General features: G+C 69.0%; 6 protein-coding genes. All 6 read left to right on the plus strand.

Annotation, left to right across the window (positions count from 1 at the left end; genetic code table 11):
• Positions 1-160: 160 nt before the first annotated feature.
• The 6 genes from ACIRFL_RS06195 to ACIRFL_RS06220 all read left to right on the plus strand — a co-directional run bounded on the left by ACIRFL_RS06195 (position 161) and on the right by ACIRFL_RS06220 (position 6,177).
• On the plus strand, positions 161-610 hold the full coding sequence (locus ACIRFL_RS06195; protein ID WP_404024459.1) for a hypothetical protein: 450 nt from the start codon (positions 161-163) through the stop codon (positions 608-610).
• 62 nt (positions 611-672) lie between these two features.
• Positions 673-993: a WXG100 family type VII secretion target gene (locus ACIRFL_RS06200; RefSeq protein WP_404024461.1), complete on the plus strand. Its 321-nt coding sequence runs from the start codon at positions 673-675 to the stop codon at positions 991-993.
• A gap of 144 nt (positions 994-1,137) precedes the next feature.
• On the plus strand, positions 1,138-1,647 hold the full coding sequence (locus ACIRFL_RS06205) for a type VII secretion system-associated protein (RefSeq protein WP_404024462.1): 510 nt from the start codon (positions 1,138-1,140) through the stop codon (positions 1,645-1,647).
• 76 nt (positions 1,648-1,723) lie between these two features.
• On the plus strand, positions 1,724-5,269 hold the full coding sequence (locus ACIRFL_RS06210; protein WP_404024464.1) for an AAWKG family protein: 3,546 nt from the start codon (positions 1,724-1,726) through the stop codon (positions 5,267-5,269).
• A gap of 19 nt (positions 5,270-5,288) precedes the next feature.
• Positions 5,289-5,780, plus strand: a complete 492-nt coding sequence (locus ACIRFL_RS06215; RefSeq protein WP_404024466.1) for a YbaB/EbfC family nucleoid-associated protein — start codon at positions 5,289-5,291, stop codon at positions 5,778-5,780.
• A 43-nt stretch (positions 5,781-5,823) separates the two neighbouring features.
• Complete coding sequence (locus ACIRFL_RS06220; RefSeq protein WP_404024468.1) at positions 5,824-6,177, plus strand: hypothetical protein; 354 nt, start codon at positions 5,824-5,826, stop codon at positions 6,175-6,177.
• Positions 6,178-6,179 lie beyond the last annotated feature (2 nt).

The raw sequence follows: 6,179 nt of genomic DNA on the forward strand, positions 1-6,179 counted from the left end.
GTGAATGGGGGCGGAGTTGGTATTGATGCTTGTGCGTCAAGGGCCAAGAACTGTTGCACCATGAATTTGCCGCTCTTTAGGCTGGCAGCGAATCAAAGCGGTCGGGAAAAGAGTCAGGAAGCTCCTCCGGTCCTTTGCGTCGGTACCTGAACCTGCCTGCGTGCACCGCACCGTGGTCGGGCCGGCGCGACGGTTCGACCAGCCGTGGGCCGGAGGCGACGCCGTGGAGCAGGGAAGGGGCAACATGAGCGAGGCCGGCGGTCAGCAGTCATCGGAGTCGTCCACCCGTAGCGGGATCCAGGCGCTGGAGCAGGCGTACAGCGGCGTCCAGCGCATCCTCCAGGACGTGGAGAGCACCAAGAACAACCTGTCCAGTTCCTACCAGGGTTCGGACGGCGGCGCCTACGGCAGGCTGCTCGACCTGTGGGACGACCAGGTGGTCATCATCCTGAACAACCTCGAAGACATGATCGACAAGCTCAACACGAGCCTGGTGCAGCACGGCCTGACCCAGGGCTCCGGCAACGAGGCCATCGACCAGGCGTTCAGCGCGAGCGAGGCCGCCTTCGACGCCCTGTCCGGTTCGGGGGCCATCAGCCCCGCCGGCTGATGCCCGCCGGCGGTCACCGCCGGCCCCGCCCCACTGGCACCCCCACGAGATGAGGATCACCGATGTCCGACCTGACCGACGGCTACATCCACGTCGAGTACAACCCCGTCTCCAACGCCGCCGACGACATGGTCCAGCAGACCCGGGCCATCGAAGGCACCCTGAGCAACCTGGAGATGGAGCTGAACGAGCTCAAGCAGACCTGGTGGGGTGATGACGCGAAGGTCTACGAGCAGAAGCAGGCGGCCTGGGACAACGCTGTCATCACCATGCAGCAGCTGCTGAACTCGCACGCGAACCTGCTGACCGACGTCTCGGACAACTACCGGTACACGGAGCAGAGGCTGAGCCAGCTCTGGTCCGAGGTGTCCATCGGCCGCTGAGCCGTGTCGTGAGAGCCACCGCCTCCGGCAGCAGCAGGGCACCGTCGGCCGGAGGCGGTACCACGACGGGACACACGGCGTGCACCGCACGCACGGCCTGCCGTCGCCGCGGTACCGGGGACATCCGTAGGAGGGGAAACAGCCATGGCGGACCTGAGTCACCTGGACAAGACGTCCATCCAGTCGTTCATCGACGGGGATCTCGCGACGTTCATCGGGGACCTCAAGCAGATCCTTGAGGGCGATCCGTCCATGCGGGACCTGGCGGACGGCGTCACCACCAAGGACACCGTGGGCGGGGTCTCCGCGGGCAAGCCGATCATGATGGGGACGATCGACGCGGACGATCTCACGTCCGGCGCCGGCTTCGTCGACGCGCTGGCCACCAACATCGACACGGTCGTCACCGTGCTGCTGGGACAGCAGGACACGTTCGACGAGATCGACGAGGCCCTGCGTACGACCGTCGACAAGCTGTTCAAGGCGCAGGGCGACAACCTCGGCGACATCGAGGCGGACAAGTTCTCCGAGGTCCTGTACGACTCCGGTTTCTCGGGCGAGTCGGGCAGCGGTGAGCACGGGGACTCGTCCGGCGGCGACAAGGGAAGCAAGGGCGACAAGGGCGACAAGGGAGGCAAGGGCGGCGACAAGTGACGCGCTCCCTGCCCTCCGTTCCCTCCCTCTGACCCCCTGACCCCCACCCACCGGTTCCATCTCCGGGAGTCCCCCCATGGCCGACGAATCCGATCACTGGGCCAGAGCCGTCGAGTCGTTCACCGGCTACAAGATGCCCTCCCGTCACGACATGTTCAAGGACGTGACGGCCCTTGAGCCGAACGGCAACGCGCCGTTGATCTCGGTCGCCATCGAGGACCGGGAGTTCATGGAGATGACGGAGAGCGCGTACCAGCTCTACTCGGGACCGGACATCGACGGGCACGACTTCGTGATCCACTTCTTCCTGCCGGGCGAGGAGGACCCGGACAAGGTGGATGTCGACGACTACTCCGAGGACGAGCTGAAGAAGAAGATCTACCCGAGGCTGCGCAAGGTCGTCATCGACTTCGTCGGTCCGAACGGTGCGGACGTCAAGCTCAACTACCTGAGCCCGTTCAGCTGGAGCGAGTACGACAGCGGCAGCTCACTGGTCGGGATGAAACACGCCATGGGCCAGTACGTCGAGGGCGCGGGGAGCGCGCTGTACCAACTCGGCTACCGGGGCATCACGAGCCACAACAACATCGACTTCGAGTCCAACGGCGTGACGGTGGACGTGTCCCGGGCCATGGACTTCGAGTCCTTCACCAGGACGGCCCAGGCGTACGACCGGGTGGCCAAGTTCTTCATGGACCACGCCGAGACGCTCAAGCAGTGGAAGGAGTCCCTGGGCGAGGACACCGCGGCCTGGAAGGGCAAGGCGGCCGAGGTGTTCGCCGATCTCATCGAGGGACTGCACAAGAACTACGGCGGGTTCGCCGACCAGATGCATCCCAAGGGCTTCTCCGCCGAGCACGAGTCGATGTGGGACTACTACGCCTCGTCCAGCAAGCAGGGCGACGCGATCCTGGGCGCGGGCAACGCCGTGTTCGCCGGGATCCGTGACCTGTACCAGGCGTGGACCGACTGGGAGACCGGAACCAACTCCGACTGGACCGCGCTGAGCACCGGCGAGGACCCCGTGGAGTACCTGCCGGGCCTCGGCAGCCCCTACGGCATCCTCTACTCGATGCTGGAGTCGGCCCAGACCTGGGCCTACAACCACAACGCCAGGTTCGCCGTGAAAGGGACGAAGAGCGGTACGAAGTCGACGTACTACTCGGGCAACTCCACCGGCGCCGGCAGTTGGCACGACACGAAGACGACGACGCACTTCTACGTCCTGAGGCCCGAGGCCGAGCAGGTCATCCCCGGGCTCGGCAAGCTCAACGACGTCTCCACCTGGGCCGGTCTCGGCACCAAGGCGGTCGAGTCCTGGAGCAAGGGCGTCGAGGAGCACCTGGCTCCCACGGCCGACAAGGTGCTGTCGAGCGTCAACAACGCCTTCATCGCGGCCCGGCGCGTCATCGACGAGGTGCTGGAGCCCGAGGTCACCGACTTCTTCAGCGGATCGGGCGGAGGCTCCGGCAGTGGCGGCAAGAACGACGCCCAGGACGCCATCGACAAGGCGAACAAGGCGGCCCAGGACGCGATCGACAAGGCGAACAAGGCAGCGCAGGACGCGATCGACAAGGCGAACGCGGCGGCGGAGAAGGCCAGGGCCGAGGCCGAGGCGGCGATCAAGAAGGCCGGCGACCAGGCGGAGAAGGCAGCCGAGGACGCCAACAACCAGGCGAAGTCGGCCATCGAGGAGGCCAACAACCAGGCCGAGAAGTCGAATGCCGACGCCAAGTCGGCCATCGACAAGGCCAACTCCGAGGCCGACAAGGCCGTGCAGAACGCGCACGACCAGGCCGACAACGCGGCCGACAAGGCGAACTCCGACGCCAAGTCGGCGATCGACGCGGCGAACGAGCAGGCCGACAAGGCCGTCGACGAGGCCAACAACCAGGCGCGGTCCGTCATCGGCGACGCCAACGACCAACTCCAGAGCGGCAACCACCAGTCCGGTGTGCCGCTCGGGCCCACCAGCGGCTTCGTCACCTCCGCGCCGCCGGCGGACCGCTCCTTGGACGACTCCCGCCGGCGCACCGGCGGCGTCACCGTCCAGAACCCCGACGGCAGCGAGACGACCACCTACTCCGACGGCACCGAGGTGACCACCGGCCCGGACGGAACGGTCACCGAGACCGGCCCCGACGGCACCGTCACCGTCACCGCCCCGGACGGCTCGGTGACCGTCACCGCCCCCGACGGCTCCGTACGGACGACGGGCCCGAACGGCGAGAACTCCGGCCTCCCGGGCGGCCGGACGACCATTTCCGGCCCCAGCGGCGAGATCACCACCTCCCCGGACGGACACACGACCGTCTCGGGTCCGAGCGGTGGGATCAGCACGGACCCGGACGGTTCCACGAGCGTGGACGGCCCGAGCGGCCGTACGACGACGTCCTCGGACGGCACGGTCACGGTGACGGGCCCGGACGGCAGCACCATGGTGACGTCGCCGGACGGCAGCACCACCGTCACGGCTCCCGACGGCAGCAGGACGGTGACCTCGCCGGACGGCAGCACCCGGGTGACGTTCCCGGACGGGAGCGTGCAGGTGACGGATCCGGGCGGCAGGGTCACCACGACCCATCCCGACGGCAGCAGCAGTGTGACCGCCCCCGACGGCAGCAAGACCGTGACGTCGCCGGACAGCAGCAGGACGGTGACCTCGCCGGACGGCAGCACCAGGGTGACGCTGCCGGACGGGAGCGTGCAGGTGACGGATCCGGGCGGCAGGATCACCACGACGTATCCGGACGGCAGCGTCAGCGTGACCGGGCCGGACGGCGGTACGACGGTGACGTCCCCCGACGGCGGTACGACGGTGACGTCCCCGGACGGCAGGACCACCGTGACGCCACCGGACGGTTCGACCACGCACACCAGGCCGGACGGGTCGACCACCGTCGGCAACCCGCACCACTCCAGCAGCGGTTCCGGCCCCGGGTCCCACGTCGACACCCGCTACCCGGGCGGCGGTTCCGGGAACGCCGACATCAACACGCCGCATGCGTCGTCCGGCTCGCACGCCACGTACCCCTCGATCCCCGGAACCCCGGGGGATTCGTCGGGCCTCGGGTCGGGCGGCGGCCGCTCGTACGGGTTCGGGAGCGACGGGGGATCCGACGGCTACGCGTACGACGACGCGGCCGCCGCGGCGCACTCCGGATCGACCACCGGCTACGAAGGGACCGGCTCCGGCAACCCGTTCACGCAGGGCGACCACGGCGGCGCGGGCTCCGGCGCGCTCGGCGCGGGCGGCTCCGGGAGCGGGGGCGGAAGCCCGATGATGCCGCCGATGGGCGGCATGCGCGGCGGCGGCGAGTCCCCGACGGAGCGCGAGCGGTCCAGTCCCGGGCCGCGGGTCAGCAGGACGGCGATGCGGCGCGGTTCGGCGTCCTCGCAGGCCGCCGTCGGCCGCCGGGCGGCGGCGACGCCCGACGAGGAGGTGGAGGAGGACGTGATCACCAAGCGTTCCGGCGCGCCGTTCGTGCCCGCGGTGCCACCGCCCGCGCAGCGCGGCCGGGCCACCCAGAGCGGCGACCGCGAGCGGGTGGCCTGGGTGGCCGAGGACGAGGACGTGTGGGGCACCGACGAGGGCACGACACCTGCGGTGATCGGACGATGACAGGAGGGTGGGGCCGGCGATGAGCGACCACATCGAGCGGCTGGAGAAGCGGCTCGCGCAGGCGAACGCGGAGCTGGAGTCCGTACAGGCCGCCGTGGCGGAGGCCGAGCGGCGGATGGGCGCCTTCTCGTCCACCGTGGTGTCCAAGGACGGCTCGGTGGAGGTGACGGTGGGCACCCAGGGCGAGCTGACCGGGCTGAAGTTCCTGGACGGCAAGTACCGTTCCATGTCCGCCTCGCAGTTGGCCGACGCCGTGCTGGACACGGTGCAGGAGGCGCGCTCGCACTTCGCCCGCGCGGTACGGGATCTCTTCGAACCGCTCACCCGGCCCAGCGGGACCCTGCCCGAACTGCCCGGCATGGAGATCGACTGGGACCGGCTCGTCGGGCCCGCGGCCGATGTGCTGCCCGAGGGGCCGCGGATGCGGACGGCGAACGACCGGCTGCGCGACGAGATCGACGAGGACGACGACGCGGTCGGCCCGGCAGACGGGGCGCGGCGCCGCCGGTGAGCGGCGTCATCGCCGGATTCCGATCGAGAGCCAGGAGGCAGACGTGGGTGACGAGGATTCCTTCGACGTGGATCCCGAGCGCGTCCACCAGGGCAGCGCCCTCATCACGGAGCTGGGCTCGTACGCCTGGAGCATCCTGGCCGAGTTCAAGAGCGCCATGGCCGACACCAGTTGGACCGGCGACGACGAGAACGGGCACAAGATCCGTAGCAACTTCCTGGAGAACCGGGACTCCACCATCGGCACCCTCCAGTCCCTCGGCGAGGCTCTCGAACGGACCGGTGAGGCGACGTTGATGAACCTGGAGACCACGAAGGGCACCCAGGACGGGATCCTCGACGCGATCGGCGAGCAGTCGGGTGAGTACGGCGGCGGGAACGGCGGCCGAAGAGGCTAGCG

The organism is Streptomyces sp. NPDC102462, assembly GCF_044765425.1.
GTDB lineage: Bacteria > Actinomycetota > Actinomycetes > Streptomycetales > Streptomycetaceae > Streptomyces.